Origin of the sequence: Loktanella sp. PT4BL, assembly GCF_003201935.1 — a bacterium.
Taxonomy (GTDB): domain Bacteria; phylum Pseudomonadota; class Alphaproteobacteria; order Rhodobacterales; family Rhodobacteraceae; genus Yoonia.
Genome location: NZ_QJJL01000005.1, coordinates 58,893 through 82,876 on the forward strand (window position 1 = coordinate 58,893; position 23,984 = coordinate 82,876).

Here is a 23,984-nt window from a genome sequence, read left to right on the forward strand (position 1 = left end):
TGCTGCGTCCTATTAATGAACAAGCGTTCAATTAATCTGGAGCAACCGATGTTTCATGCCTCAATGACCTTTGATCTGGGCGAGGATGTGAATGCCCTGCGCGATATGGTCCATGACTGGGCGCAAACCCGCGTGAAACCCATGGCGGGCGAGATTGACCAATCCAACGCCTTCCCCCCGGCACTTTGGCCCGAAATGGGCGCACTGGGGTTGCTGGGTGTCACGGTGGATGAAGCCTATGGCGGGGCAGGCATGTCCTATCTCGCGCATACGGTCGCGATCGAGGAAATTGCCCGCGCCAGTGCCTCTGTCAGCCTGTCTTACGGGGCGCATTCCAACCTGTGTGTAAACCAGATCAAACTGAACGGCACCGAGGCACAAAAGGCCAAATATCTGCCGCGTCTGATTTCGGGTGAGCATGTCGGCGGGCTTGCCATGTCCGAGGCGGGGGCGGGGTCTGATGTGGTCTCAATGACGCTCCGTGCGGAAAAGCGGAACGATCACTACCGCCTGAACGGCAACAAATACTGGATCACCAACGGCCCTGACGCCGATACGCTGGTGGTCTACGCCAAAACAGATCCCGCTGCGGGGTCCAAAGGGATCACGGCCTTTCTGATCGAGAAAGAGATGACAGGGTTTTCCACCTCGCCCCATTTCGACAAGCTGGGGATGCGGGGGTCGAACACGGCCGAACTCATCTTTGATGATGTCGCCGTCCCGTTCGAGAACGTGTTGGGCGAAGAGGGCCGCGGCGTGCGCGTTCTGATGTCGGGCCTCGATTACGAACGGGTTGTGCTGGCGGGCATCGGGCTTGGGATTATGGCCGCCTGTCTGGATGAGGTCATGCCGTACCTGAGCACCCGCAAACAGTTTGGCGAACCGATTGGCAATTTCCAACTGATGCAAGGCAAGATCGCCGATATGTATACGGCGATGAATTCGGCCCGCGCCTATGTCTACGAGGTAGCGCGCGCCTGTGACCGGGGCACGGTCACGCGGCAGGACGCGGCGGCCTGCTGTCTTTATGCCAGCGAAGAGGCGATGAAACAGGCCCATCAGGCCGTGCAGGCGATGGGCGGCGCGGGCTTTTTGGCCGATGCCCCTGTGGCGCGGCTTTTCCGTGATGCAAAGCTGATGGAGATCGGGGCAGGGACATCGGAAATCCGCCGGATGCTGGTGGGCCGCGAACTGATGGCGGCAATGACATGAAATGGCTTGCGCTGTTCCTTTTGATGCCTGTGGCCGGTTTTGCGCAAACTTTTGGCGCGCCACCTGTCGTCGAGCTGGACGGCATGACCTTTGCCGCAACCGAAACCGATGCCTGCATCAATGATCAGGTCACCAAAGGCCCCGGCGGTCTTGTGACCCGTGCTGCGCGCGCCTGTATTGGCTACTCAGCGCGGGCCTGCACCGCAGATCCAGTGGCCTGTGCGGCTGGGGAGAAAGCCTATTGGGATTGGCGGATCGCCATGAATTACGGCGGTTTGCAGGCGTGGGTCGCAGACCGTGCCGAGGGTGACAATGACGATCTGCGCGCCTCAGTCGCAAATCCGGGTGCGGCAACGGCCAATGTGGTGCTGGAATGCGCGCTGCGGGTGGGCCAGACCGAAACAACCACCGCCGAGGCGGATAAAGCGGCTTGTGAAATGCGTGAAACCGCGCTGATTGCCTTGGAGCTGGAATTCACGGTCAGGCAGGCTTGCGCGGCGGCGAGGGACGGTGCCTTTGCACAGTTTTGCGGGAAAACCGACGGATGAGGCGCGCTTATTTCTTTCTTCCGCTGGCGGCACTTGTCGCTCTGGCAGCATATCTTGGCCTGCAATATGGTCAGGTGCCCAGTGAAACCGAGATCATCAACCGCTATGCCGCGACCTATCTGGCCGCCGCACCCACCGGGGCAAGCCCGACCGACTGCGCAGCCACGACACATCCCGATCCGGCCATTCGCATGGTAATCAACTGCGTGCATCCCTTTGGCCTGACAACAACGTTCTATGTCGGCCCGCGCGGTGAGAGCCTGCCGGCACCACAGGGGCTCGGGGCATGAGTGATCGCAAGTTACACGAGGCTGCCTTGGCGGATGTGGCAGAGGCCGCAAGGATCGCGGCGCTTGGCGGTGGCGAAAAATCCCGTGCCCGCCATCTGAGCCGCGGTAAAATGCTGCCGCGTGACCGCGTCGCGGGGTTGCTGGACCCGGGTAGTCCGTTTCTCGAGGTGGGCGCCACGGCAGCACATGGGCTTTATGACGGGGCAGCACCCTGTGCGGGTGTGATCGCGGGCGTGGGCCGTGTGAACGGCCATGAGGTGATGGTGGTCTGCAACGACGCCACAGTGAAGGGCGGCACCTATTATCCGATGACCGTCAAGAAACACCTGCGCGCACAGGAAATCGCCGAGGCCTGTCATCTGCCCTGTGTTTATCTGGTGGATAGTGGCGGCGCGAACCTGCCCAATCAGGACGAGGTCTTTCCCGACCGCGACCATTTCGGCCGGATTTTCTATAATCAGGCGCAGATGTCCGCCAAAGGTATCCCGCAGATCGCCGTTGTCATGGGGTCTTGCACCGCGGGCGGCGCCTATGTGCCCGCCATGGCCGATGTGTCGATCATCGTCCGCGACCAGGGCACGATCTTTCTGGCAGGTCCGCCTTTGGTGAAAGCCGCGACAGGCGAGGTTGTGTCGGCAGAGGATTTGGGTGGCGGTGATGTGCACACGCGCCTGTCCGGTGTGGCCGATTATCTGGCCGAGGATGACGCCCATGCCTTGGCGCTGGCACGACAGGCGGTGGCATCTTGTAATCTGGAAAAGTCGATAAACACCATAAGGCTACCGCCCGAACCTCCCGCAATTGATCCTGATACGCTCTTTGACGTGGTGCCTGCTGATCTGCGCACGCCTTATGATATCCGCGAAGTCATTTCACGCATTGTCGATGGATCACGCTTTGACGAATTCAAGGCGCGTTTCGGCGAAACACTGGTCTGCGGCTTTGCCCATATCGACGGCTGGCCCTGCGGGATCATCGCCAACAATGGTGTTCTGTTTTCCGAAAGCGCGCAGAAGGGCGCACATTTCGTGGAACTCTGCAGCCAGCGCAAGATCCCGCTGGTGTTTTTGCAGAATATCACCGGCTTTATGGTCGGGCAGAAATATGAGAACGAAGGGATCGCGCGGCACGGGGCCAAGATGGTGACAGCCGTGGCGACCACAAAGGTACCGAAGATCACAATGGTTGTCGGCGGATCGTTTGGTGCAGGGAATTATGGCATGTCGGGAAGGGCTTACAGTCCGCATTTCATGTGGTCCTGGCCAACGTCACGGATTTCGGTGATGGGTGGCGAACAGGCCGCAGGCGTGCTGGCCACCGTCAAACGTGACGCGATCGAGCGCGGCGGCGGGGAATGGTCTGCCGAGGAAGAAGCCGCCTTCAAGAAACCGACCATTGATATGTTCGCCGAACAATCGCACCCGCTTTATGCAAGTGCGCGGCTCTGGGATGACGGCATCATAGACCCGCGCAAGAGCCGCGAAGTGCTGGCGCTGTCGCTGGCGGCATCCATGAACGCACCGATCGAGGAGACACGCTTTGGCGTGTTCCGGATGTGATGGCGATGTTTGACAAGATCCTGATTGCCAACCGTGGCGAGATTGCCTGCCGGATCATCCGGACGGCCCGCGCCATGGGCGTCCGCACGGTGGCGGTCTATTCCGATGCGGATGCGCAGGCCTTGCATGTGGGCATGGCGGATGAGGCGGTGCGGCTGGGGCCTGCCCCTGTCGCTGACAGCTATCTGCGCGGTGATCTGATCATTCAGGCGGCCCTTGATTCAGGTGCGCAGGCGATCCATCCGGGCTATGGGTTTTTGTCGGAGAATCCGGACTTTGTTGAACAGGTCACGGCGGCTGGCCTGACGTTCATCGGGCCCTCGGCAGAGGCGATCCGCGCGATGGGGCTCAAGGATGCCGCCAAGGCGTTGATGCATGACGCGGGCGTGCCGGTGGTGCCGGGCTATCACGGTGAAAACCAGAACCCCGATTTTCTGGCAGGTGAGGCCGACCAGATCGGCTATCCCGTGCTGATCAAGGCTGTTGCTGGTGGCGGCGGCAAGGGCATGCGCCTTGTCGAACGGGCGGCGGATTTTGCCGAGAACCTTGCCTCTGCGCAGGCCGAGGCGCGCACGGCCTTTGGTAACCCTGCCGTTCTGATCGAGAAATATGTCACGGCACCGCGCCATATCGAGGTACAGGTTTTCGGGGATGGCAAAGACGCGGTGCATCTTTTCGAACGCGATTGTTCATTGCAACGCCGCCACCAGAAAGTGATCGAAGAAGCACCCGCGCCGGGGATGACCGATGCAGTGCGCGCTGCCATGGGGGCGGCAGCGGTCAAGGCGGCCAAGGCTATCGGCTATGCTGGTGCCGGCACCATCGAGTTTATCGTGGATGGCAGTGACGGGCTGCGCACCGACGGGTTCTGGTTCATGGAGATGAACACGCGTTTGCAGGTCGAGCATCCGGTGACCGAGGCGATTACGGGCGTTGATCTGGTGGAATGGCAATTGCGGGTTGCGGCAGGTGAGCCCTTGCCAGCCAAGCAAGAGGACCTTGCGATCACAGGCCACGCTTTCGAAGCGCGGCTTTATGCCGAAGATGTGCCTGCGGGGTTCTTGCCCGCGACAGGCGTTATTGATCATCTGGTGTTTCCGGCTGCTGCGCGCATTGATAGCGGCGTGGCGCAGGGGGACGAGATTTCTCCTTGGTACGACCCCATGATCGCGAAGGTGACAGTACATGGCCCGGATCGGGCGGGGGCTTTGCGGTCCTTGTCGGCGGCGCTGGATGGCACAGAAGTTGCCGGGACAGTAACCAATCTGGATTTTCTGCGCCGCTTGGCACGTGTGCCGGACTTTGTGGCGGGTGATGTCGATACAGGGCTGATTGCGCGGCATGGTGAAACGCTTGGTGCGGCGGTTGTCCCGACCGCGCGCAACATCGCGATTGCGGCGGTGACGGTGGCACGGTTGGCGGATGATCCTTTCACAGGGTTCACCCTGTGGGAGCCTTTGCAGCGGCAGATCCTGCTGCGGCAGGGGGATGCGGATACCGTGGCGGTGCTGCACGTGCAAAGCGCGGATCAGTGCCGCGTGGACATTGACGGACAAGTCGTGTCGTTGCAGCGCCGCGCAGGGCATTGGGGTGTCCCAGCGGTTTTGCACCAAGGGCGCGTGACGGTTTTCGGGCAGCAAAGCATCAGTTTTGACGTGGTTGATCCGCTGGCGCGCAGTGGGGCGGCACTGGGCGGTGATGCGGTGCTGGCACCGATGCCCGGTCTGGTGCGGGATGTGGCCGTGCGGGCAGGTGACACCGTGCAAGAGGGGGACCGTATGGTGGTGCTTGAAGCGATGAAGATGGAGCATGTGCTGCGTGCCCCGCGCTGCGGCGTCGTCGCAGAGGTGCGCGTGGCCACGGGCGATCAGGTCACGGCGGGCGCATTGATGGTCCGGCTGGAGGACGCGGTATGATCCGGCTGCACCATTGCCCGCAAACCCGTTCGATGCGCAGCCTGTGGCTGTTGCATGAGTTGGGGCTGGATTTTGATCTCGTCACCTATCCGTTCGACAAGACACTCCGGCAGGAACCTTACCGTTCACTCAACCCCACAGGTCGTGTCCCGACCCTGGAAATGGATGATGTTATCCTCACAGAAAGCGGGGCGATTGCCGAATATCTTTGCGAGCGTTTCCCGCAGGCGGGCTTGGGTCGCGACCCAAGTCACGCCGAGCGCGCACAGTGGTTGAACTGGATCCATTTCGCCGAGACGATCTCGCAGCATACTGCCGCCCTGACCCAGCAACATATCGCGCTTTACGATGACAGCATGCGGTCGCCTGTCATCATGCAGTTGGAGGCCAAGCGCCTTTTGAAAACCTTGGGCACCGTGGAGCTGGCGCTGACAGGGGACTATCTGCTATCCGGCTTTTCTGCGGCTGATATCGGCGTGGGGCAGGCGGTCTATATGGCCAGGCATTTCGTTCATCTGGATGACTTGCCCGCCTTGGCCACGTGGTATGCCCGTCTTGAGGCGCGTCCTGCGTTTCAAAAGGCCCTGCCGGATGCTCCCGCCCTTTATGCCAAGGCGTTCTATGCGCCATGGGAGGGGTGATGCCGGAGCATGTCCGTATCCACGAGGTCGGCCCGCGCGACGGCTTGCAGAACGAGCCCGGGGTGATCGCGGTCGCGGATAAAGTGGCGCTGATTGATCTGCTCAGCCAGTCGGGTCTGCGCGATATCGAGGTTGGCAGTTTCGTCAGCCCCAAGTGGGTGCCGCAAATGGCGAATTCGGATCAGGTGCTGGCGGGTCTGACGCCACGGGCGGGTGTGCGCTATGCGGTTCTGGTGCCCAATATGCGCGGCTGGGAGGGGTTTCTGGCCGCAAGGCGTACGGATATGACGACGGATATCGCGGTGTTCATTTCCGCCTCGGAGGGTTTTTCACAGAGCAATCTGAATTGCAGCATTGCGGAGTCCGTCGCGCGGCTACGCCCTGTTGTGCAGGCGGCAGAAGACGCAGGTGTGACGGTGCGGGGCTATGTCTCTTGCGTCACCGACTGCCCTTTTGATGGGGCAACGGCGCCGGATGCTGTGGCCCGAGCGGTTGAAATGCTGCGTGATCTTGCGCCGATGCAGGTGTCTTTAGGGGATACGATCGGCAAAGGGACACCGGAACGTGTTGCCGCGATGCTGAAGGCGGTGCTGGACGTGGCACCCGCCGCTGCTCTTGCGGGGCATTTCCATGACACAGTCGGGCTGGCCTTGGCCAATATCGGGGCGTCGCTTGATCTGGGGCTGCGTGCCTTTGATACCGCTGTGGGTGGTTTGGGTGGCTGTCCTTATGCGCCCGGCGCACCGGGGAATGTGGCGACGGAGGCGGTCTTGGCGCTTTTAGAGCGGCTGGGGTACGCGACCGGCGTGGATGCGGATGTGATTGCGCAGGCGGCGGCAATGGCAAAGGGGATGCGATGATAGAGCTGGATGTCGATGCGCGCGGTGTCGCGACTCTGGCCCTTGCGCGGCCTGAAAAGCACAATGCGCTGTCGCAGGCGCTGATTGATGATCTGACGGCTGTGGCCGCCAAGATTGCGACGGATCCTGCGATCCGCGTTGTGGTTTTGACAGGGCAGGGTGCATCTTTCTGCGCAGGTGGTGATCTGGGCTGGATGCAGGACCAGATGGCGGGTGATGCCGCCAAGAAGCGGGCGGGAGCACAGTCGCTGGCGCAGATGCTGGGGGCGATCAACACATTGCCACAACCGGTCATCGGTCGGGTGCAGGGCAACGCCTTTGGCGGTGGTGTCGGGATGGCCTGTGTCTGCGATATCGCGATTGCGGCGGATCACGCCAAATTCGGGCTGACGGAAACCAAGCTGGGGCTGATCCCCGCGACCATCGGGCCTTATGTTCTGGCACGGATGGGTGAGGCAATGGCGCGGCGGGTGTTCATGTCAGGCAGGCTTTTTGACGCTGCCGAGGCGGTTGATCTGGGTGTTGTCGCCAAAGCTGTCCCGGTAGCTGCGCTGGATGAGGCGATCGAGGCAGAAGTGGCCCCTTATCTGCAATGTGCGCCTGATGCTGTAGCCGCGGCCAAAGCCTTTGCGCGCACATTGGGCCCTGTCATCGACGAATCGGTGATTGCGCGGTCCATCGACGCGTTGATCGCCCAATGGGAGGGCCGTTCAGCGAAAGAAGGCATTTCTGCCTTTTTTGAGCGGCGAAAACCGGATTGGACCGTCACTTCGGCGTCATAATCGTCAGAATTGTGTCTCACTTCTGACCGATTTCGCAGGGCATTCTACCTGTGGAGTAGGAGAGTGACATGCAATTTGAATGGCCCACAGCCGAACAGATGATGTATCGCGTCATGCGTTTGCGCCGCTTGATCGCGCTTGCGGTCGCGATTCCCGTGCTCGTGATGCTGGGCGTGGCGTTCTTTGATCCCGCCGCTTTGACCCCCGAGCGCGCAACACTGGCGTCCTTGTCGGTTGCGATGCTGGTTGTCGGCCATGTCGTCCTTTTCCCGAACGTCACACTTGAGACAATCGCTTTGTCATGGTCCGTCACGGCGCTGATCGTCGTGATGCCGTTGATCAAGATCGTCGCAGGCTGGGCCCCCGCAGAGCACCAGTCGGCAGCGCTTGTTATTCTGGTGTGTCTTGCTGTAGCCGCGATGGGCGTGGTGATGGCGCTTTTGCAAATTTTGTTCAATCTGTTGGCCTATGCGGGCCCCGCATGGCAGATCCGTCTGAAAACAAAGCTGGTGCTGCCCTGTTCCGCCGCTGTGGCGCGCCGCCAGTGTGCCTTGCAGCCGCAAACCCGCCGTGGACGTATCCTGACGGGTCCTGCGGATGATAACGGGTTCTTTGATGTGGCTGTTGCGGCACCCCATGCCGCTGACCCCCAGAACCCCGATCAGCCGATGATCGTGAAAGTCGACGCCAAGGTGCTGACATCCACCGAGGCGCGCCATGATGTCATGATCGTGTTGCCAAACCGCTCTGTCACGGTGACCTCGCAGAGATTTCAGCCTATGGGCAATGGTTGCCGCGTTGAGGTGACTGATATGCCGGCTGATTTCACTGTCGGAATGCATGCCATCTTCTGGCTGACAGACCAGCAGGCCGACAACCTGACCGAGATGACCGACATCATTCTGGGGCAGGAAACGCGGGCAAATGGACTTGCGCATAATGTGTCACTGCTTTCCGTTGCCGGTGCACTGCTGTCGCCGCGCCATCCTGTGGCCAATCGCGCGAAATAAATCCTTTCAAATTGCTGTGGTGTGACCTTCCGCTCGGTTGACCCTTTGTTGTGGCAACGGTATGCACAACGCAGCCAACAGACGGTGCGTGACACGCGCGCCCTGCCGAAAGGAACACCCCTTGCAGGAAATGCTCTCTGAATACCTGCCGATCATGATCTTCCTGGGGCTCGCCATTGCGCTGGGCCTGATCCTGATCATTGCTGCGGCCATTGTTGCGGTGCGCAACCCTGACCCCGAAAAAGTATCTGCCTATGAATGCGGCTTTAACGCATTTGACGATGCGCGGATGAAATTCGATGTCCGCTTTTATCTGGTCGCCATCCTTTTCATCATCTTTGACCTCGAAGTCGCGTTCCTGTTCCCATGGGCCGTGGCCTTCCAGGATGTCAGCATGACGGCATTCTGGTCGATGATGGTGTTTCTGGGCGTGCTGACGATTGGCTTTGCCTACGAATGGAAGAAAGGGGCGCTCGAATGGGAGTGATGACTGGAACCGCTGTAGGTGCCGACAAAGAGCACGGCGCGCAGCTGATTAACTCGGAGTTGCAGGACAAGGGTTTCCTTGTGACCTCAACCGCGGACATCATCAACTGGGCGCGCACAGGTTCGTTGCACTGGATGACATTCGGTCTGGCCTGCTGTGCTGTGGAAATGATGCACACCTCGATGCCGCGCTATGACCTTGAGCGGTTTGGCACGGCTCCGCGCGCATCCCCGCGCCAGTCGGACCTGATGATCGTGGCCGGTACGCTGACCAACAAAATGGCACCTGCGCTGCGCAAGGTTTACGACCAGATGCCAGAGCCGCGCTATGTGATTTCGATGGGGTCCTGTGCGAATGGCGGTGGGTACTATCACTACAGCTATTCCGTGGTGCGCGGCTGTGACCGGATCGTGCCTGTGGATGTCTACGTGCCGGGCTGTCCGCCCACGGCCGAGGCGCTGCTTTATGGTATCCTGCAATTGCAGCGCAAAATGCGCCGCACCGGTACTATCGTGCGCTAGGCCGCACGCGTGAAAACGTCGTCCGCGAAACGGGACGAAAGGAAGAGAAAATGACTGAAGCCCTGCAAGAACTTGGCACCCATCTTGAGATGAAGCGCCGCGACTGCGTGCTGTCTTGGGAAGTCGCCCATGACGAACTGACAGTAACTGTCGCACCCTCGGCGCTGGTGGCCTTTGTCGAGTTTCTCAAGACGGACGGCGCATGCAAGTTTTCCTCGCTCGTGGACATTACGGCAGTGGACTATCCCAGCCGTGCCAAGCGCTTTGACGTGATCTACCATTTCCTCAGCATGTATCAGAACCACCGGATCCGCCTGCGCGTGCAGATCCGTGAAGAGGATATGATGCCCTCGATCATTTCGGTGCATCCGTCGGCCAACTGGTTCGAGCGCGAAGTATTCGATATGTTCGGCATCCTGTTCTCGGGTCACCCCGATCTGCGCCGCATCCTGACGGATTACGGTTTCCGCGGTCATCCGTTGCGCAAGGATTTCCCGACAACGGGTTACACCGAAGTGCGCTATGACGAAGTGCAAAAGCGCGTGGTTTATGAACCTGTCAGCCTTGTGCAGGAATACCGCCAGTTCGATTTCATGTCACCGTGGGAGGGGGCCGAATACATCCTGCCGGGCGACGAAAAGAAAGCAGAGAAAGCAGGCTGATGGCCGCGCCAACCCTTCTTTTTTGCGTTGGTGCCACGAAGGCGGGCACCACATGGCTTTACCGCTATCTGCATGATCACCCCGATTGTGCCATGCCTGCGGTAAAGGAAGCGCATTATTGGGATACGTTTGACGCGGAACGCTGTGAAAAACAGTTGGTGGCCTTTCGCGTCCGTCTGCGTGAAATGCGCGCTGCCAAGGTGCAAGCCGATGCAGAGGGCCGTGGCTGGCAGGTCGAGAATATGGATCGCCGCATCAATGAGATGAAAGCACTGATCGCCACGCTTGAGGGTGATCGCACGGATGACAGCGCTTATGTTGCATGGCTGACCGAAGGACGTGATGCACAAGTCGTTGGTGATATCACGCCCAATTATGCAACGCTGTCGGATGACGCGCTTGCACGGATGCGTGACCTTTCGCCCAATACAAAATTCCTCTACCTGATCCGTGATCCACTGGATCGCTTGTGGTCGCATATCCGGATGCAGGCCCGCCGCCAGCGGCAGGACCACGAGGTCTATGAAAAGAAATCCAACAATATCCTCTACCGGATTTTGAATCGCGGTCATGAGCAGCATATTCTCGAGCGCGGTGACTACCCCAAGATCATCCGCAAACTGCGCCGCGTCATCCCAGAGGGGCGGCTTTTGATCCAGTTTGCCGAAGACCTTTTTACGGCTGAGGGTCTGGCGCGGCTCTGTGCGTTCTTGGGGATCAGACAGGTCGAACCCACCGTCGCCCGTCCCGCCAATGAGGGTCCCGAGGTGGTGATGCTGGACAAATTGCGCCCCCGTGCTTTGGGGATGCTGAACGAACACTATGAATGGGTGGCCCGCAATATCGGGCCTCTGCCACAGCGGTGGCAAGACAATTTAGCGAGGGCTTGAGCCATGATGGACGGTGATATCCGGACAAATATCTATGATGATGGATCGACTGATGCGGCGACGGACGAGCAGCAGATCAGGAATTTCAACATCAACTTCGGCCCGCAACACCCTGCCGCACACGGCGTGTTGCGTCTGGTGCTGGAACTGGATGGTGAAATCGTAGAGCGCTGCGACCCGCATATCGGCCTGCTGCACCGCGGCACCGAAAAGCTGATGGAAAGCCGCACGTATCTGCAAAACCTGCCGTATTTCGACCGCTTGGATTATGTGGCACCAATGAACCAGGAACACGCCTGGTGTCTGGCGATTGAAAAGCTGACCAAAACCGAAGTACCGCGCCGCGCATCGCTGATCCGTGTGCTTTACTCCGAGATCGGACGCGTGCTGAACCACCTGCTGAACGTCACGACGCAGGCTATGGATGTCGGCGCGCTGACCCCGCCACTCTGGGGCTTTGAAGAGCGTGAAAAGCTGATGGTCTTTTACGAGCGCGCCTGTGGTGCGCGTCTGCATGCCGCCTATTTCCGCCCCGGAGGTGTGCATCAGGACCTGCCTGATCAGCTGATCGAGGATATTGATACCTGGGCCGTCGCATTCCCAAAGGTGCTTGACGATATCGACGGCCTGCTGACCGAGAACCGGATTTTCAAACAGCGTAACGCCGATATCGGGATCGTTACGGAAGAAGATATTCAGGAATGGGGTTTTTCCGGTGTCATGGTGCGCGGGTCCGGCCTTGCATGGGATTTGCGCCGCGCGCAGCCTTATGAATGCTACGACGAATTCGAATTCCAGATTCCAGTGGGCAAGAACGGCGATTGCTACGACCGCTATCTGTGCCGCATGGAAGAGATGCGCCAGTCGGTGCACATCATCCGTCAGGCCTGCGAAAAGCTGCGCCATGAAAGGGGCGATGTGATGGCGCGCGGCAAGATGACGCCGCCGACACGCGGCGAGATGAAGACCTCGATGGAGGCGCTCATCCACCACTTCAAACTTTATACCGAAGGGTTCCATGTACCCGCAGGCGAGGTTTATGCCGCGGTCGAAGCCCCCAAAGGCGAATTCGGCGTTTATCTGGTGGCGGACAGCACAAACCAGCCGTATCGCGCCAAGCTGCGTGCGCCGGGCTATCTTCACCTGCAGGCGATGGATTATATCTGCAAGGGCCACCAGTTGGCGGATGTCAGTGCGATCATCGGGACAATGGATGTCGTGTTCGGCGAGATCGACAGATGACACTGGGCGACCTGATCCTCGGCATTCTGGTCGCGCTGGGCTTTTTCGTCTCGGCTGCCGTCTCGCGCATGTTCCGCGGGCGTATGGCGGGGATTTTTATTGGCGGTGTGGTCGGGTTGGCCGTGTCGGTGTTTATTCTGGTCTATGGTCTCACAGATGTGTTTGCCGTTGCGCCGGCTGCTGTTGAAAACTAGCGCCGGCCCTGTTCAAGGAACAAAGATATGAAGCGTTATCTGACACTTGCGGCTTTCTTGGGTGCTACAGCCTGTGCCGTGCCGATCATCATACCGCTGCCTCTGCCGCCAGCGGAACAAGAGCCGGCACCGGCTGCGGTGCCACAATCCGCGAAAGCGCGCTTTGTGAGCAGTGTCGAAGCGAACGGATGTGCCCTGACCAGCGCCAACACCGATCTGATCATGGCCGATGCCGTGCTGTCGCGTGAAGATCTGGCCCGTGTCATGACAGAACTGCGCGCAGAGGGGCAGGGCGCGATTGATGGACAGGCCTTTCGCCTGACCACGGGCGCTTGCGCCTGAAGACAAATCCCTTGCCCGGACCGCCCGGTATGTTAGGGGAACAATGAAAATCCGGTGGAACCTGTTTCACCGCAACGATGTGACCGGAAAGACCTGATGCTACGCCGCCTTTATCATGAACAGCCAGAGACATTCGCCTTCACGCCCGAGAACCAGAAATGGGCCGAGGCGCAGATGAAGAAATTCCCCGAAGGCCGTCAGGCCTCGGCGATCATACCGATCCTGTGGCGCGCGCAAGAGCAGGAAGGCTGGCTGTCACGCCCTGCCATCGAGTATGTCGCGAATATGCTGGATATGGCATTCATCCGCGCGTTCGAAGTCGCGTCGTTCTACTTTATGTTTCAGCTGCAGCCAGTTGGCTCTGTGGCGCATATTCAGGTCTGCGGCACGCTGTCTTGCATGATCTGTGGTGCAGAAGATCTGATTGGCGTGTGTCAGGATAAAATCGCGGACAAGCCGCACGAGCTGTCGGCTGATGGGAAATTCTCGTGGGAAGAGGTCGAGTGTCTGGGATCCTGCGCCAATGCGCCGATGGTCCAGATCGGCAAGGATTACTATGAAGACCTGACCGCCGAGCGCCTGCGCGAAATCATCGACGAACTCGCCGCCGGTCGCGTGCCGACACCGGGGCCCCAGAACGGGCGCTTTGCGGCAGAGCCCCTCAAAGGGCTGACCACGCTGAAAGATTATGACAGCGGCAAGACCAAGTATAACGCCAGCGTGCAGTTGGCGACGGATATCGGCGATACGGTCAAACGGATTGACGGCACCGAAGTACCTTTGCTGACGCCTTGGGTGAAAGACGCAAAGAAAGTCGCTGCGCCAAAAACAAAGGCGAAAGCCGCCAAACCCGCCGCTGACAAGCCTGTCGATGAGACCGGCACAACCAAGCAGCAGGCGGTTGCGAAATCCAAGGCGAAACCGACCGGCAAGTCGAATCCGAACCCTGATGTTGCCGGTGAAGATGCGGGCAGCGCGCCTGAAACGCTCACCGCCCCGCGTGACGGGAAAGCAGATGATCTCAAAAAGATCAGTGGTGTTGGCCCCAAGCTGGAACAAGTGCTGAACGAGCTGGGGTTCTGGCACTTTGACCAGATCGCCAAATGGACAGAAGCAGAAATCGCCTGGGTCGACAGCCGTTTGAAATTCAAGGGCCGCATCGCGCGCGACAACTGGATGGCACAGGCTGCAGATCTCGCCAAGGGTGCGTAAACGCATAGCCATTAGGCATCGCACGCCTGCAATTGGCCGGATGTCTTGGGCTTTTGCGGTATTTCTTTACCGGATGGCAAAGATTGGTTTAGAGATATCCCTGAACGTGCGCTTGCGTCAGTTTGGCACAGGCGGTTGGCGTTTTATCTGCAAGGCCGCCACACCGGCCACCTGAGGGAGAGAGAAGACCATGAAAGATACTGCACCGATCAGTCAGGGCATCATTGCCGTAGCTGCTTTGTTTGCCATCATTGCAGCAGGCGTTGCATTTGTTCTTTACGATTACGGACTGTTTGGTTCGGCCTTTATAGGTGGTATCGTTGGTGTGATTGCCGCGATCGCGCTGGCGCTGGGGTGGCGCGAACCTGCACCTGGCCCCAACCAGTTTGAAGCCCCTGTTGCAAAGGCGGCCCCTGTTGCTGCGCCAGAACCTGCTGCTGCCGCCGCACCTGCACCGAAGCCAGCCGCGCCTGCTGCTGCGCCTGCTGCCGAGGCACCTGCATCCACGGCTGATGACGCGCCAGAGTTCCTGAGTGCAGCACGTGATGGCGGGCCGGATGATCTCAAACAGATCAAAGGCGTTGGTCCGAAGCTCGAGAAAACCCTGCATGGCATGGGCATTTTCCACTTTGACCAGATCGCGACATGGGGCCCCAAAGAACAGGCCTGGATTGATGACAATCTGGAAGGTTTCAAAGGCCGTGCGACCCGTGATAACTGGGTCGAACAGGCAAAGACTCTTGCTGCCGGTGGAGAAACAGAATTCTCCAAGAAGGTTGACAAGGGTGGCGTTTACTAAGGCAACGACAGACGAATGGCCCAACACGGAAACACCTCTGAGAGCCGCGCGGGACAACGCGTCGCGTTGATTGTAGCGGGGACAGGTGTTTTCTGGGTGTTGGCCAATCTGATTGGCGCCGAATATGACTGGCCGAACCGTTTGCGGGCCCTTTTTGACCTTGCAGCGCTCGCCGGTTTCGGGTTTGCCCTGTGGCAGACCTACCAACTCTGGCGTGCGCGCCAAAAAGACAAGGGCGATAGCTGATGCTCAAAGATGAGAACCGGATTTTCACGAACCTTTACGGGATGCATGACCGCACTTTGAAAGGTGCGCAGGCGCGGGGCCATTGGGATGGTACTGCCGACATCATCAAGAAGGGCCGTGACTGGATCATCAATGAAATGAAAGCCTCGGGTCTGCGTGGCCGGGGTGGGGCGGGTTTTCCGACCGGCCTGAAATGGTCGTTTATGCCCAAGGAGAGTGACGGTCGTCCGGCCTATCTGGTGGTGAACGCCGACGAATCCGAGCCCGGTACATGCAAGGACCGCGAAATCATGCGCCACGATCCGCATACGCTGGTCGAAGGGTGTCTGATTGCCAGCTTCGCGATGAACGCGAATGCCTGCTATATTTATATTCGTGGCGAATATATCCGCGAAAAAGAGGCGCTGCAGGCCGCGATTGACGAATGCTACGCTGCCGGTCTGGTGGGCAAGAATGCTGCCAAATCCGGCTGGGATTTCGATATTTACCTGACCCACGGTGCCGGTGCCTATATCTGCGGCGAAGAAACAGCACTGCTGGAAAGCCTCGAAGGCAAAAAGGGCATGCCGCGCATGAAGCCGCCGTTCCCTGCGGGTGCGGGTCTTTACGGCTGCCCGACCACGGTAAACAACGTGGAGTCCATCGCGGTTGTGCCAACGATCCTGCGCCGTGGTGGTGGCTGGTTTGCAAGCATGGGCCGCCCGAACAATGCCGGCACCAAGCTTTTTGCGATTTCGGGCCACGTGAACAACCCCTGCGTTGTCGAAGAGGAAATGTCGATTTCCTTTGAAGAACTCATTGAAAAGCATTGCGGCGGTATTCGCGGCGGCTGGGATAACCTCAAGGCGGTTATTCCGGGCGGCTCATCCGTGCCATGTGTGCGCGGCGAGAACATGCGCGACGCTGTCATGGATTTTGATGCGCTCAAGGAAAAGGGATCCTCGCTCGGCACGGCTGCTGTGATCGTGATGGATAACTCGACCGATATGATCAAGGCGATCTGGCGTCTGTCCAAGTTTTACAAGCACGAAAGCTGTGGCCAGTGTACGCCCTGCCGCGAAGGCACCGGCTGGATGATGCGCGTGATGGCGCGTCTTGTCGAAGGCAACGCCAGCGTGGAAGAGATTGATATGTTGCTCGACGTGACAAAACAGGTCGAAGGCCATACGATTTGCGCGCTGGGGGATGCGGCTGCATGGCCGATCCAGGGCTTGATCAAGAACTTCCGGGACGAAATCGAGGACCGGATCAAAGGCAAACGTTTGGCGGGGATGGCAGCAGAATGATGACACGTGGATTGATGCTTGGCGCGGCTTTGGCACTGGCCGCTTGTACAACCGGCGGGGCGCGGTCATTTGATGATCCGGCTGTGCAGAAATTGTTCAATATGTCGACGCCGCAGTACTACGCCAGCCTGACGCTGGCCAACCGTATTGCGCAGAACTGCGCGCGTTACAGCTATGATGCGGCGTTGGATTCCTCTTTGAACGAAGCACGCAACGAGGTTGGCCGTGGGTCTTTGTCCGCAAACAGCCAGCGCGCCGGTATCGAACTTGAAACCGACGTCAGCCAGCGCAGCTTTCAGGTCAAGCACGGCGTGGATATCACATCCGATGATCTTTGCGCCGCAGGGGACGCCGAGGTACTTGAAGGCTCGGCCATCAGCGCGCTGCTGATCCCCGCCTAAACCCTTATGGCGTTTCGGAATATTCTTGACGGGGCCGCGAGCTTTGGCGCGGCCCTTGTCACGTCTGGCGTTTGCTTTTTGCCCGCGTGGTTTACTGTTAAAGCTGTGCGGGCTGACATAGCGCCCGTTTGGGCCTATGCGGCGGCAGGTGCTTTGGCGCTTATCGGGGTGATCCTGACACTGGCGTTCTTGCGCAAGGGGATCGCAGGTATTGCGCCGGCACGGCAACGGCGGCGGTAATGTAAGGTGGGTTTCAACCCACCCGCCCAGAAAGGACCAGCAGATGCACCTTGCCGAGTTGAACATAGGTCGCCTGATTGCCCCCACGGATGATCCGCGCGTGGCCGAGTTTATGAACAACCTTGATCTGATCAACGGACTGGGCAAGCGCATGCCGGGGTTTGTGTGGATGATGGAAGGTTCGGGCGAGCCCGGCAAGGGCAACACCGAGGCGCATTTGGACGGTGATCCGCAGTTTGTAGCCAATCTGTCGGTTTGGGAAACGCCCGCACAATTGCGGACCTATGTCTTTGATACCCTGCACGCCAGATTCATGAATCGCAGCAAAGAATGGTTCGAAACGCTGGTACAGATGCATTTTGTGATGTGGTGGGTGCCGGAAGGGACGCAACCGACGCTCGACGAAGCGATGGCCAAGCTGCAGCATCGGCAGACGCATGGCGATAGCGAAGAGGCTTTTGGCTGGGATTGGTTGCGCGCCAAGGATCGGCTATGAACAAGTGAAGGTAAAAACACATGATGTCAGTGACTTAACTCACTCTGTTTTCTCTATTCGGCATGAATATACCGATGTCAAAGCCCTGATATTGAATAACGCGGCCCGAAAGATGATCTGTACTGCGAGCAATGTGACGCGTCGGGTGTCGCAGAGGAGATCGAGAATGAAACACTTTGCCCTTGGTGCCGTCATGGCTGTCGCGACGGTTATGTCTGCGGGCCATGCGTCTGCACAGACCGCGCTGAAAGATGTGGCACATGTACGCGACGGCATTATCGCTGTGGGCATGGCCTATGAGATTTCCGAGCAATGCGACAGCATTCGTGCGCGCCTGTTTCGCGGGTATGGGTATCTGCAATCCCTGCGCAGCCATGCCAGCAGCCTTGGCTTTTCCGATGAAGAGATTGATGCCTACATCAATGACGACGCAGAAAAAGACCGGCTTGAGGGCATTGCGCGTGCACAATTGGCCCGCCTTGGGGTCGTTGCGGATGATCCTGACAGCTATTGCACCGTAGGTCGCGCCCAAATCGCCGCAAATACGCGCGTTGGCTGGCTCTTGCGCTAAGACTTTGCTGCAAGTGCGAAAAGTGATCGTTTTTTTGTCAATCTGACTGGCATCGCGTGGCCTGTCGCGTTAGAACGCGTGACAACGCGCTAGGTCCCTTGCGGCCTAAGGCGCATGAGGGAACACATAGGACACGCCATGTCTGATCTGCGCAAAGTCATCATTGATGGAAATGAGGTCGAAGTTGACGGGGCTATGACCCTGATACAGGCCTGTGAAGAGGCGGGGATCGAAATCCCGCGTTTCTGCTATCATGAGCGGCTTTCCATTGCGGGCAACTGCCGCATGTGTCTGGTCGAGGTTGTGGGCGGCCCGCCAAAACCTGCCGCCTCTTGCGCGATGCAGGTCAAGGATTTGCGCCCCGGTCCGGAAGGCCAGCCGCCTGTTGTGAAAACAAACTCGCCCATGGTCAAAAAGGCCCGCGAAGGCGTGATGGAGTTTTTGCTGATCAACCACCCGCTGGATTGCCCGATTTGCGACCAAGGCGGTGAATGTGATCTTCAGGATCAGGCCATGGCTTACGGCGTCGATTTCAGCCGTTTCCGCGAACCCAAGCGCGCAACCGAGGATCTTGATCTTGGTCCATTGGTCGAAACCCATATGACCCGTTGTATCTCCTGCACCCGCTGTGTGCGTTTTACGACCGAGGTCGCCGGTATTCACCAGATGGGCCAGACAGGGCGCGGTGAGGATGCCGAGATTACGTCCTATCTGGGCGAAACGCTCGATTCGAATATGCAGGGCAACATCATCGACCTGTGCCCCGTTGGTGCGCTGGTTTCCAAGCCCTACGCTTTCACCGCCCGCCCTTGGGAACTGACCAAAACAGAATCAATTGATGTGATGGATGCACTCGGGTCCAACATCCGCGTGGATACCAAGGGCCGCGAAGTGATGCGTTTCCTGCCGCGCAACCATGACGGCGTGAATGAAGAGTGGATTTCCGACAAGACCCGTTTTGTCTGGGACGGCCTGCGCCGCCAGCGTCTGGATACGCCTTACATCCGTGAAAACGGCAAGCTGCGCAAAGCCAGCTGGCCCGAGGCGCTTGCCGCTGCGGCCGCCGCGATGAAAGGCAAGAAAGTCGCGGGTCTTGTGGGTGATCTGGCGCCTGTTGAAGCTGCTTTCGCGCTCAAGCAATTGATCGAAGGGCAGGGTGGCCGTGTTGAGTGCCGCACGGATGGTGCGAAACTGCCTATCGGCAACCGCTCTGGTTATGTCGGCACTGCCGCGATCGAAGATATTGATAATGCCGACATGATCCTGCTGATCGGCACCAACCCGCGCGAGGAAGCGCCGGTATTGAATGCGCGTATCCGCAAGGCGTGGTCACGTGGGGCGCATGTCGCACGGATCGGGACAAATGATGATCTGACCTATGATGTGGTCCAGATTGGTGCGGGCCGCGATGATCTGGTCAAACTGGCCGAGATGGATCACAGCGACAAAAAAGACAAAGCTGGCGTGATGATCGTTGGCATGGGTGCTTTGAACGAGGCCGATGGCGAAGCCGTTCTGAGCCAGGCGATGAAAGCGGCCGAGGCTGCGGGAGCGAAACTCCTGATTCTGCACACCGCGGCTGGCCGTGTGGGTGCCATGGATGTGGGTGCTGCAACCGAAGGCGGGCTTGAGGCCGCACTTGAGGGCGCCGAAGTGATCTACAACCTTGGTGCGGATGAGGTTGAGGTCAAACCGGGTGCCTTTGTGATCTATCAGGGTAGCCACGGCGACCGTGGTGCGCACCGCGCCGATATTATCCTGCCGGCCGCTGCCTATACCGAAGAAAACGGGTTGTTCGTCAACACCGAAGGCCGTCCGCAACTGGCACTGCGTGCCAGCTTCCCGCCGGGGCAAGCCAAGGAAAACTGGGCGATCCTGCGGGCGTTGTCGGCAGAATTGGATGCGACACTGCCATTCGACAGCATGGCGCAACTGCGTCAGGCGCTTGTGGCGGCGCACCCACATCTGGGTGATATTGATGAAGTGGCCGAGAATGAATGGTCTGCGCTGCCGGTCAAGAAACCCGGATCGGCTGATTTCCGCAATGCGGTGACCGACTTCTATCTGACAAACCCGATTGCCCGCGCGTCAACACTGATGGCAGAGCTGAGCGCGAACGCGAAGGCACGGAAATCTGCGCCACTGGCCGCAGAATAAGGACGACGACAATGGTTGAATTCTTTACCAACACCAACCTTGGCATCGTCCTTGTGATCTTGGGGCAGTGTCTGCTGGTGCTTGTGCCGCTTCTGGTCGCACTTGCGTTTCTGATGTATGCCGACCGTAAGGTCTGGGCTGCCGTCCAGATGCGCAAGGGGCCAAACATTGTGGGCCCGTTCGGCCTGTTGCAGTCCTTTGCCGACTTTCTGAAATATATCGTCAAGGAAATCGTCGTGCCTGCGGGTGCGGATAAGTTCGTTTTCTTCCTTGCCCCGCTGATCGCATTTGTTCTGTCGGTCATCGCCTGGTCCGTGATTCCTTTCAATGACGGCTGGGTGCTGGCGGATATCAACGTGGCGATCCTCTATATCTTCGCAATCGGCTCTTTGGAGGTCTACGGCGTCATCATGGGTGGCTGGGCCTCGAACTCGAAATATCCGTTCCTTGGCTCGCTGCGGTCAGCGGCGCAGATGATTTCCTATGAGGTCTCGATCGGTCTGATCATCGTCGGTGTGATCATCTCGGCGGGTTCCATGAACTTCGGCGATATCGTTGCCGCACAAGACGGCAACGCGGGCCTGTTCAACTGGTTCTGGGTTGCGCATTTCCCGATGCTCTTCCTGTTCTTTATCAGCGCGTTGGCCGAAACAAACCGTCCACCGTTTGACCTGCCCGAGGCTGAATCGGAACTCGTCGCGGGCTATCAGGTGGAATACTCCTCCACACCGTTCCTTTTGTTCATGATCGGTGAACTGATGGCGGTCGTGCTGATGTGCGCGCTGATCTCGCTCTTGTTCTTCGGGGGCTGGCTGTCGCCTGTACCGTTCCTGCCGGATGGTATCTTCTGGATGGTGCTGAAGATGGCGATGTGTTTCTTCATGTTCGCGATGGTCAAGGCCATCACCCCGCGCTACCGCTATGACCAATTGATGCGCATTGGCTGGAAGGTCTTCCTGCCACTGTCGCTGGGTTGGGTCGTGCTGGTGTCGTTCCTTGCAAAATTCGAAGTACTCGGCGGCTTCTGGGCACGCTGGGCTATGGGAGCATAAAATGACGCAAATGGATTATACCCGCGCCGCGAAATACTTCCTGCTTCAGGATTTCTGGGTCGGCTTCAAGCTAGGGATGAAGTACTTCTTCTCGCCCAAGGCCACGCTGAACTATCCGCACGAAAAGGGGCCGCTTTCCCCACGCTTCCGTGGTGAACACGCGCTGCGCCGCTATCCCAATGGCGAAGAACGCTGCATTGCATGTAAACTCTGCGAGGCCGTTTGCCCTGCGCAGGCGATCACGATTGACGCCGAACCACGCGATGACGGCAGCCGTCGCACGACGCGCTATGACATTGACATGACCAAATGCATCTATTGCGGTTTCTGTCAGGAAGCCTGTCCTGTGGATGCCATCGTGGAAGGTCCGAATTTCGAATTCAGCACCGAGACACGCGAAGAGCTCTATTACGACAAAGCCAAACTGCTTGAGAACGGCGACCGTTGGGAATCCGAGATTGCACGCAACCTCGAACTGGACGCGCCGTACAGATGACCGAACAGAACCCCTTTGAAGCCATGATGAAGATGGGCCAGGACTGGGCGAAAGCCATGAATCCGGCTCTGGAATCCTTCACGCCCAAAGGGTTTGAAAACCTTTGGCCCACCATGCCCAAGGAAACCATGGAGATGTTCTTTGGCAAGGGGATCAACCCTGATGGGCTGGACGCGAAAACGCGGCTGATGCTGACGCTTGCGGGGCTGACCGTGCTGGGCGCGCAGGCTGAGGCACAGATCCGACTGACCGTGCGCCATCTGGTCGAAGCAGGGGCCACAAAACAGGAAATCGCCGAAGTGATCGCCCAGATGGGCATGTTCGCAGGCGTGCCAGCCATGACCAAAGCGATGGAACTGGCAACCGAAGTCTTAGAAAAGGACGAAAGCGCATGACCGTCTTCGCGTTCATATTTTACCTCTTTGCCGTGACGACCGTTGCCGGTGGTCTGATGACCGTTGTGAGCCGCAATCCGGTACACTCGGTGTTGTGGCTGATCCTCGCGTTTCTGTCCTCTGCGGGGCTGTTCGTGACCTTGGGCGCGGAATTCGTGGCGATGTTGCTGATCATCGTCTACGTGGGCGCCGTCGCGGTGCTTTTCCTTTTCGTTGTGATGATGCTCGACATTGATTTCGCCGAACTGAAGGCGGAAATGACAAAATACCTGCCTTTGGCGCTGCTGATCGGTGTGGTGATCCTGATGCAACTGGCGCTGGCGCTGGGTGTTTGGGGCTTTGCTGACGGGGTTGAGGGCCGCATTGCGGCACCTGCGGGCGATCGGGACAACACCCGCGCGCTGGGTCTGCTGATCTATGACAAGTACATTCTTCTGTTCCAGCTTTCGGGCCTGATCCTGCTTGTGGCGATGATCGGGGCGATTGTGCTGACGCTGCGCCACCGTGTGGACATCAAGCGCCAGAACATCCTTGCGCAGATGTACCGTGATCCGGCCAAGGCGATGGAACTGAAAGACGTCAAGCCGGGGCAGGGTCTGTAAGCAGATATGCGGAAACTCGCCATCATACCCACGGCCATGATGATCTTCGCGACGTCAGCCAGCGCGCTGACGCTGGCGGAGTGTCGGCGGATCACGCATATCAGCCACGGCGGCGAATACGGTCATCGTGATCTGGGCGAGGGCCGTGTGATGTGGACGCATTGGTGGACGCAAGAGGGGTCCTACAAAGGGTGTGCTTTGGTGGAATGTGCGACGGGTGAAATGCTGTCGTTCCGCGCCGCAGAAGAAAACATGGGGCCCGAGAGCGCGTTTGACCGCACCGATGATGTCCGCGAGGTACTCGAGCGCCATCAATCCGGATCACGGGTCTTTGCGACCTTTGAACGGATTGCGGCGGATCTTGAATATATGACCCGTGATCTCGTGATCACGACCGAAACAACAGAAACATGCGCCTGTGCAGCGGCCTATCCGGAGCTGCGTGGCGATAAGACGGAATTTGTGCTGGCGGGATAAACCCGCGGCCGGACGACAACATGAGGTCCCGGATCAGGTCCGGGACTGCGAATAAAGACCGGGGCCAATGCCCTTTGAAGGAAGATGCGTATGATCGGACTTGAACATTATCTCACGGTGGCGGCCGCCCTGTTTGTCATTGGCATCTTCGGGCTGTTTTTGAACCGCAAGAACGTGATCATCCTGTTGATGAGCATCGAATTGATGCTGCTGGCGGTAAACATCAACCTTGTCGCCTTCTCCAGCTATCTGGGCGATCTGGTCGGTCAGGTCTTTACCCTGTTCGTGCTGACCGTTGCCGCCGCCGAGGCCGCGATCGGCCTTGCGATCCTTGTTTGTTTCTTCCGCAACCGCGGGACCATCGACGTTGAAGACGTCAACGTGATGAAGGGTTAAAA

31 protein-coding genes are annotated in these 23,984 nt (G+C 58.7%); all 31 read left to right on the forward strand.

Annotated features, from left to right (window positions below; genetic code table 11):
* Positions 1 to 48: 48 nt before the first annotated feature.
* The 31 genes from C7964_RS15015 to nuoK all read left to right on the forward strand — a co-directional run bounded on the left by C7964_RS15015 (position 49) and on the right by nuoK (position 23,982).
* A complete protein-coding gene (locus C7964_RS15015) occupies positions 49 to 1,212 on the forward strand; it encodes an acyl-CoA dehydrogenase family protein (RefSeq protein WP_110280589.1) in 1,164 nt (387 codons plus the stop codon).
* Entirely contained in the window at positions 1,209 to 1,760 is a 552-nt protein-coding gene (locus tag C7964_RS15020) for a hypothetical protein (RefSeq protein ID WP_110280487.1), read from the forward strand. The genes C7964_RS15015 and C7964_RS15020 overlap by 4 nt, the downstream gene beginning before the upstream one ends.
* Positions 1,757 to 2,050, forward strand: coding sequence for a hypothetical protein (locus tag C7964_RS15025; RefSeq protein WP_110280488.1), 294 nt, complete (start codon positions 1,757 to 1,759; stop codon positions 2,048 to 2,050). Before C7964_RS15020 ends, C7964_RS15025 begins: the two co-directional genes overlap by 4 nt.
* On the forward strand, positions 2,047 to 3,609 hold the full coding sequence (locus C7964_RS15030; protein ID WP_110280489.1) for a carboxyl transferase domain-containing protein: 1,563 nt from the start codon (positions 2,047 to 2,049) through the stop codon (positions 3,607 to 3,609). The genes C7964_RS15025 and C7964_RS15030 overlap by 4 nt, the downstream gene beginning before the upstream one ends.
* Positions 3,610 to 3,614: 5 nt before the next feature.
* Complete coding sequence (locus C7964_RS15035; RefSeq protein WP_110280590.1) at positions 3,615 to 5,525, forward strand: acetyl-CoA carboxylase biotin carboxylase subunit; 1,911 nt, start codon at positions 3,615 to 3,617, stop codon at positions 5,523 to 5,525.
* Positions 5,522 to 6,166 (forward strand): glutathione S-transferase family protein, encoded by a 645-nt coding sequence (locus C7964_RS15040; RefSeq protein WP_110280490.1) that lies wholly within the window; start codon positions 5,522 to 5,524, stop codon positions 6,164 to 6,166. Before C7964_RS15035 ends, C7964_RS15040 begins: the two co-directional genes overlap by 4 nt.
* Positions 6,166 to 7,026 (forward strand): hydroxymethylglutaryl-CoA lyase, encoded by an 861-nt coding sequence (locus C7964_RS15045; protein ID WP_110280491.1) that lies wholly within the window; start codon positions 6,166 to 6,168, stop codon positions 7,024 to 7,026. The genes C7964_RS15040 and C7964_RS15045 overlap by 1 nt, the downstream gene beginning before the upstream one ends.
* Positions 7,023 to 7,808: a crotonase/enoyl-CoA hydratase family protein gene (locus C7964_RS15050; RefSeq protein ID WP_110280492.1), complete on the forward strand. Its 786-nt coding sequence runs from the start codon at positions 7,023 to 7,025 to the stop codon at positions 7,806 to 7,808. The genes C7964_RS15045 and C7964_RS15050 overlap by 4 nt, the downstream gene beginning before the upstream one ends.
* 68 nt (positions 7,809 to 7,876) lie before the next feature.
* A complete protein-coding gene (locus C7964_RS15055; RefSeq protein WP_110280493.1) occupies positions 7,877 to 8,818 on the forward strand; it encodes a hypothetical protein in 942 nt (313 codons plus the stop codon).
* Positions 8,819 to 8,939: 121 nt separating this feature from the next.
* The gene (locus C7964_RS15060; protein WP_055686150.1) at positions 8,940 to 9,305 is read left to right on the forward strand and encodes an NADH-quinone oxidoreductase subunit A; all 366 of its coding nucleotides are present in this window, start codon (positions 8,940 to 8,942) and stop codon (positions 9,303 to 9,305) included.
* Positions 9,296 to 9,826, forward strand: a complete 531-nt coding sequence (locus C7964_RS15065) for a NuoB/complex I 20 kDa subunit family protein (protein WP_181417207.1) — start codon at positions 9,296 to 9,298, stop codon at positions 9,824 to 9,826. Before C7964_RS15060 ends, C7964_RS15065 begins: the two co-directional genes overlap by 10 nt.
* A 50-nt stretch (positions 9,827 to 9,876) precedes the next feature.
* On the forward strand, positions 9,877 to 10,488 hold the full coding sequence (locus tag C7964_RS15070; protein ID WP_055686067.1) for an NADH-quinone oxidoreductase subunit C: 612 nt from the start codon (positions 9,877 to 9,879) through the stop codon (positions 10,486 to 10,488).
* Positions 10,488 to 11,378: a sulfotransferase gene (locus tag C7964_RS15075; RefSeq protein ID WP_110280494.1), complete on the forward strand. Its 891-nt coding sequence runs from the start codon at positions 10,488 to 10,490 to the stop codon at positions 11,376 to 11,378. The genes C7964_RS15070 and C7964_RS15075 overlap by 1 nt, the downstream gene beginning before the upstream one ends.
* A gap of 3 nt (positions 11,379 to 11,381) precedes the next feature.
* Positions 11,382 to 12,620, forward strand: coding sequence for an NADH-quinone oxidoreductase subunit D (locus C7964_RS15080; RefSeq protein ID WP_110280495.1), 1,239 nt, complete (start codon positions 11,382 to 11,384; stop codon positions 12,618 to 12,620).
* Complete coding sequence (locus C7964_RS15085) at positions 12,617 to 12,814, forward strand: hypothetical protein (protein ID WP_076658711.1); 198 nt, start codon at positions 12,617 to 12,619, stop codon at positions 12,812 to 12,814. The genes C7964_RS15080 and C7964_RS15085 overlap by 4 nt, the downstream gene beginning before the upstream one ends.
* A gap of 27 nt (positions 12,815 to 12,841) precedes the next feature.
* The gene (locus C7964_RS15090; RefSeq protein WP_110280496.1) at positions 12,842 to 13,156 is read left to right on the forward strand and encodes a hypothetical protein; all 315 of its coding nucleotides are present in this window, start codon (positions 12,842 to 12,844) and stop codon (positions 13,154 to 13,156) included.
* Between the two features lie 96 nt (positions 13,157 to 13,252).
* A complete protein-coding gene (locus tag C7964_RS15095; protein WP_110280497.1) occupies positions 13,253 to 14,368 on the forward strand; it encodes an NADH-quinone oxidoreductase subunit E in 1,116 nt (371 codons plus the stop codon).
* A 190-nt stretch (positions 14,369 to 14,558) separates the two neighbouring features.
* Entirely contained in the window at positions 14,559 to 15,167 is a 609-nt protein-coding gene (locus tag C7964_RS15100) for a helix-hairpin-helix domain-containing protein (protein WP_110280498.1), read from the forward strand.
* A 15-nt stretch (positions 15,168 to 15,182) separates the two neighbouring features.
* Positions 15,183 to 15,413 carry a DUF5337 domain-containing protein gene (locus C7964_RS15105; RefSeq protein ID WP_110280499.1) on the forward strand — a complete coding sequence of 77 codons (231 nt, stop codon included), beginning with the start codon at positions 15,183 to 15,185 and terminating at the stop codon, positions 15,411 to 15,413.
* Entirely contained in the window at positions 15,413 to 16,699 is a 1,287-nt protein-coding gene (gene nuoF, locus C7964_RS15110; protein WP_110280500.1) for an NADH-quinone oxidoreductase subunit NuoF, read from the forward strand. The genes C7964_RS15105 and nuoF overlap by 1 nt, the downstream gene beginning before the upstream one ends.
* Positions 16,696 to 17,100 carry a hypothetical protein gene (locus C7964_RS15115; protein ID WP_110280501.1) on the forward strand — a complete coding sequence of 135 codons (405 nt, stop codon included), beginning with the start codon at positions 16,696 to 16,698 and terminating at the stop codon, positions 17,098 to 17,100. Before nuoF ends, C7964_RS15115 begins: the two co-directional genes overlap by 4 nt.
* A 105-nt stretch (positions 17,101 to 17,205) precedes the next feature.
* On the forward strand, positions 17,206 to 17,340 hold the full coding sequence (locus tag C7964_RS20240; RefSeq protein ID WP_286163982.1) for a hypothetical protein: 135 nt from the start codon (positions 17,206 to 17,208) through the stop codon (positions 17,338 to 17,340).
* A 43-nt stretch (positions 17,341 to 17,383) separates the two neighbouring features.
* Entirely contained in the window at positions 17,384 to 17,836 is a 453-nt protein-coding gene (locus C7964_RS15125) for a DUF3291 domain-containing protein (protein ID WP_110280503.1), read from the forward strand.
* 166 nt (positions 17,837 to 18,002) lie between these two features.
* The gene (locus tag C7964_RS15130; protein ID WP_110280504.1) at positions 18,003 to 18,407 is read left to right on the forward strand and encodes a DUF5333 domain-containing protein; all 405 of its coding nucleotides are present in this window, start codon (positions 18,003 to 18,005) and stop codon (positions 18,405 to 18,407) included.
* A gap of 138 nt (positions 18,408 to 18,545) precedes the next feature.
* Positions 18,546 to 20,564: an NADH-quinone oxidoreductase subunit NuoG gene (nuoG, locus tag C7964_RS15135; protein ID WP_110280505.1), complete on the forward strand. Its 2,019-nt coding sequence runs from the start codon at positions 18,546 to 18,548 to the stop codon at positions 20,562 to 20,564.
* Between the two features lie 11 nt (positions 20,565 to 20,575).
* Entirely contained in the window at positions 20,576 to 21,616 is a 1,041-nt protein-coding gene (nuoH, locus tag C7964_RS15140) for an NADH-quinone oxidoreductase subunit NuoH (protein WP_110280506.1), read from the forward strand.
* Position 21,617: 1 nt separating this feature from the next.
* Positions 21,618 to 22,112, forward strand: coding sequence for an NADH-quinone oxidoreductase subunit NuoI (nuoI, locus tag C7964_RS15145; protein WP_055293121.1), 495 nt, complete (start codon positions 21,618 to 21,620; stop codon positions 22,110 to 22,112).
* Positions 22,109 to 22,507, forward strand: a complete 399-nt coding sequence (locus tag C7964_RS15150) for a carboxymuconolactone decarboxylase family protein (RefSeq protein ID WP_110280507.1) — start codon at positions 22,109 to 22,111, stop codon at positions 22,505 to 22,507. The genes nuoI and C7964_RS15150 overlap by 4 nt, the downstream gene beginning before the upstream one ends.
* Positions 22,504 to 23,109: an NADH-quinone oxidoreductase subunit J gene (locus C7964_RS15155; RefSeq protein ID WP_110280508.1), complete on the forward strand. Its 606-nt coding sequence runs from the start codon at positions 22,504 to 22,506 to the stop codon at positions 23,107 to 23,109. The genes C7964_RS15150 and C7964_RS15155 overlap by 4 nt, the downstream gene beginning before the upstream one ends.
* A 6-nt stretch (positions 23,110 to 23,115) precedes the next feature.
* The gene (locus C7964_RS15160) at positions 23,116 to 23,586 is read left to right on the forward strand and encodes a hypothetical protein (protein ID WP_110280509.1); all 471 of its coding nucleotides are present in this window, start codon (positions 23,116 to 23,118) and stop codon (positions 23,584 to 23,586) included.
* A 90-nt stretch (positions 23,587 to 23,676) separates the two neighbouring features.
* On the forward strand, positions 23,677 to 23,982 hold the full coding sequence (gene nuoK / locus C7964_RS15165) for an NADH-quinone oxidoreductase subunit NuoK (protein ID WP_008235370.1): 306 nt from the start codon (positions 23,677 to 23,679) through the stop codon (positions 23,980 to 23,982).
* Positions 23,983 to 23,984: the final 2 nt, after the last annotated feature.